This window comes from Prevotella sp. MGM2 (genome assembly GCF_002933955.1).
In the GTDB taxonomy this organism is placed as follows: domain Bacteria; phylum Bacteroidota; class Bacteroidia; order Bacteroidales; family Bacteroidaceae; genus Alloprevotella.
In genome coordinates this window covers 1-3,833 of sequence record NZ_BEWW01000054.1, presented here as the reverse complement: position 1 = coordinate 3,833, position 3,833 = coordinate 1, and the positions used below count along the sequence as shown (strand labels likewise).

5 protein-coding genes are annotated in these 3,833 nt (G+C 52.0%); all 5 read right to left on the bottom strand.

Annotated features, from left to right (window positions below; genetic code table 11):
• A partial coding sequence (locus C5S62_RS01365) for a glycosyltransferase family 2 protein (protein WP_133159446.1) occupies positions 1-422 on the bottom strand: 422 nt, incomplete at its 3' end.
• 83 nt (positions 423-505) lie between these two features.
• On the bottom strand, positions 506-1,369 hold the full coding sequence (locus C5S62_RS01360; protein ID WP_104403740.1) for an alpha-1,2-fucosyltransferase: 864 nt from the start codon (positions 1,367-1,369) through the stop codon (positions 506-508).
• A 138-nt stretch (positions 1,370-1,507) separates the two neighbouring features.
• Positions 1,508-2,410 carry a glycosyltransferase family 2 protein gene (locus tag C5S62_RS01355; RefSeq protein ID WP_104403739.1) on the bottom strand — a complete coding sequence of 301 codons (903 nt, stop codon included), beginning with the start codon at positions 2,408-2,410 and terminating at the stop codon, positions 1,508-1,510.
• A gap of 68 nt (positions 2,411-2,478) precedes the next feature.
• Positions 2,479-3,222 carry a lipopolysaccharide kinase InaA family protein gene (locus C5S62_RS01350; protein ID WP_223301093.1) on the bottom strand — a complete coding sequence of 248 codons (744 nt, stop codon included), beginning with the start codon at positions 3,220-3,222 and terminating at the stop codon, positions 2,479-2,481.
• A 53-nt stretch (positions 3,223-3,275) separates the two neighbouring features.
• A partial coding sequence (locus C5S62_RS01345) for a UDP-galactopyranose mutase (RefSeq protein WP_190311533.1) occupies positions 3,276-3,833 on the bottom strand: 558 nt, incomplete at its 5' end.

Genomic DNA, 3,833 nt, shown 5'->3' with positions numbered 1-3,833 from the left:
GCATAGTCTGTTACGGTACGCACGGTTTTGTTCCACTGTTCCCATGAGCGGTTCTCGTCGGGGTAGACGCTTCGCATCTCACAGGCAAGAACGTTGGCGCGGGTGGCTGTCATGGCTGTCTTGAGGTTTCCTGTCGGATTGTACCAGAACTCATCGGCGTCCGCGTTGATGACCCAGTCGGCCTTATGGCGCGTCTTGGCCAGCCATATCATGCGGTCCACCCATTGCTTCTGTTCGTAGTCGGTGGCTGTTTCCGTTATGGCTTCTACAATCCAGCCTTTTTCCACGTATTTGCGGATGATTTCCGGTGTCTTGTCTGTGGAATTGTTGTCGGTCACAATAAAGGCGTCTACGCCCATGTTTTTGTGAAACTGAAGATTTTTCTCCAGCAGCTGCTCTTCGTTCTTTACGAGCAGTGTCATGACCAAGTACGGGCTTTTCGCCCGTATTAATGATTTGTACAAATCAGCCAATGCCCAAAGGCATTTTACGGGTAGACAGGTCTTCATGGTTGCAGGATAGGGGTGACAGGTATTTGTATCCACGACGGTGGGCATCTGTGAGGTGTGTCGGCTAGCGCCGACCATCGCTCCGGAGCGATGACTATTTTCTCCTCATAAGGATTGAGCCATGCTCCCCACCATGAGAAGGTGCTGTTGCAGATAATGTTGTGGCGGCAGGCGGCCATCAGCATCATGTCTTGCCAGCTGTCTTGTCCGTGGTTCCATGTTACGAATGTGGCGTTGCGCAACTTCAGGTTGGCTGTTGCCCACGGAATGTCATCGGAGAAGACATAATAGTGGGGCGAGGTGACGTATTGTTCTATGTACCTTACGGCATCGTGATAATATTGCAGTCCGCATACGCAGCCGGTGTTGCGCCATACTTTCGGTTCCAGATAGTCGCCGCGGCGCACGTGAAGGCTCACGGCCGTGGGACTGGCTTTGATTTGTGACAGCAGTTCCCGTGTACGGGCGCCGGCTAGACTTTCGCTGAAGGTAAATGCCTCCCGTACTTCATCGGCTATCGGCTCGAAGTAGCGTTCACTCTGATAGAACCCTTTGAAATAAATGAACGGCCACAACCGCCGGCGCTCGAAGGCGCGGAGGGTCGCGAGGTTTTGTTTGCGTTCTATGATGGTATTGAAGAAAAGGAATTCCACTATTTTCTTTGCCTTCTGGCCGATGCGGAATTCATCTTTGGGCAAATGCGGAAAGAGGCGGTGAAGTTCATAGCCGTTGTGTACATGGTAATGTGCCATGTCGGAAAGGTCGATGCGTGTGTTGGGAAAACGCCGTTTCATCTGCATATAGAAGGCGTAGATGAACATTTGGTTACCCAGTCCGCCTGTCATTTTTATGAGTCGCATGTTTTTCGTGGGAACTTATTGGATTTTCGGGAGTCCTTACTGTATTCGTTTGAGCACTTATTGTCAGACAGGCATTGATGTCACAACGGGAGAATGTCTGTCCGTTTTATGGATTTTCTGTACTGTGTACCGTGTTTGTCATAGTTGTCCGAGCCGTTCGGCCAGTCCGTCGCGATAGGCGCGCCATAGTCGTGGAATATCGGCGTAGCTCCAGGCTTGCGAGAAGGGGGCTGTGGCGGCGGCTGTCATGACATAGCCGGTTAAGCCTATGAAACCGCGCAAATAGCGTACACCCCATGTGCGGCCGTAGTGGTGGTTGAGGTAGGTGGCGTTGCGTAATTGGTAATAGCGCTTCCATTTTTTCTTTTTTTCTCTTTCAGCCCAGGAATCATCGGCGAAGAATAGCGCTTTGTCCATGAGAGCGGCCGGTACATATACGATGGCCAGTCCTGACAGGCAGGTGCGTAAACAATAATCGGTATCGTCACAAAAGATGAAAAGGTCGCGGTTAGGCAGTCCTACTTTCTCTATGACTTCTCTGCTGATGAGCGGTCCTTCAAAGGCTGTTCCGGCAACGCGGGTCGGATGTTCTGTTTTTTTTCCTTTCAACCGGCCGCGATACATGGAGGCAAAAGGGTTTTTCAAGTTGTAGCCGGTGAAATCGTGGCAGAATACTCGTCCTTCCTGCAAGCGGCGCGGGGCTAAGATGCCGGTGTTTGGGAAGCGGTCCTTCTCCTGTAATAGCTGTTTCAGGCATTCGGGACGTGGGAATACGTCATCGTCCATACACCATATACGGTCGGCGCCGTTTTCGTAGGCCGCCTTCATGCCGGAATAAAAACCGCCGGAACCGCCGGTGTTGCCCTGAGTAATGACGTGAAGGCCGCTTTCTTCGGCCAGCCACTCGGCAGTTCCGTCGGTAGAGCCGTTGTTTACAACGATAATTTCGTCAAGCTGGCGACTTTGTCCGCGCAGTGCGGCAATGGTCCGCTGTAGGAGTTGCAGACGGTTGAAAGTGACGACAACAGCAGTGATTCTCATGCCTCGTAAGGTTGTGGTGTTGAATGGTATAGCTGTGGAAACAAGGGTGGTTTCCTTTATTTTTCTGTTTAATATTTTCCGTCAATCTTGCCGGGTTGTGTGCTCCGGAAGGTTTCTATAAGGCGGAGACACTCTTGGGCGTCGAATCCTCGTTCTTTGGCATAGGCTTCGGCTAATATGCGGTGCATTTTTGGTGTGGCTGGTAGTCTCTCGAAATTTTTGCATCCTGCTTTCATGTCAAGTGGCCCTGTCGCCATGCGGTTCAGGTCCACCAGTTCCAGTTTTATATTTCCTTCTGCCGTTTGTCCGAAGAGGATATTGGCCCGTCCGTAGTCTTTGTGGGCCAGTCCGTTCTTGTGGAGGCGGGCGGTCAGTTGGCCGATGGCTTTGAGTACGTTGTCTTCGTAGTCAAAGTGTTGCTGGAATAATTCTTCGTAGCGGTGAGGGCAGGAAGAACATAGCGACACGTAGTAGCTGCGGTTGAAGAGTAGTCCGCCGGCTGATCTTACGTTGTAGTAGCCGACAGGTTGCGGTGTGCCTATTCCCAACTTCTGGAGTCGCAGGGCATTGTCGTAGGAGCGTTTGGCTTTTGACGGGCGTAGGAAACCGTATACAAGACGGTTGATGATATGCGGTTGTCGGAAAGACTTCACGACCAGACGTAGTCCTTGGTAGTGCATGATACGCAATTCGTTGCGTCCTTTGTGTATGGTTTCTCCCTCTCCACTGTTCATTCGTTGCGGCAGTGAGCGCATAAATTCTGCCAGCTCTTTGAACTCAGGATGAAGTACGAGGGTGGTAGGGTGATACATTGTCGTGTCGGTGTTTGATGAAGTTGGGTGGTCCGTGATAGGCACAGATACGCTCATGCCAGCATTTTCCGCGCCAAAGTCAGTGCGGCTCCGACGGTATCGTCCATGTCGGCGTAAGCGTAGGCTCCCAGCCGTCCGCCAAAGGTTACATGCGGTACGTTGCGGGCCATTTCTTGGTATTGGGCGTAAAGCGCCGAATTACGTTGGTCGTTGACCGGATAATAGGGTTCGCGGCCTGAAGTAAAGTCAGCTGGATGCTCATAAGTTACGACTGTGAACGGCAGTTCATGGTGACGCCCCGGCTCAAAGTGTTTGTGTTCGATGGTTCGTGTATAGGGCACTTCGGCGGCTGTGTGGTTGACAACGGCATTGCCTTGAAAGTCTGTGGTTCCTTCAATTTCCCGATGTACAAAGCGCAGGCTCCGGTAGTCGAGCCGTCCGATGCTGAAGTCGAAATATTCGTCGATACATCCGGTGAAGAGTATGTGTCCGGCTTTGTTTTCCAGTTCAGTGCGGCAGGCGGCGAAGTCGGTGCCGGTGCGCACTTCTGTACCTTTGAGCAATGCCTCGATGAGCGTGTTGTATCCGCCGTCGGGTATCCCCTGATACCG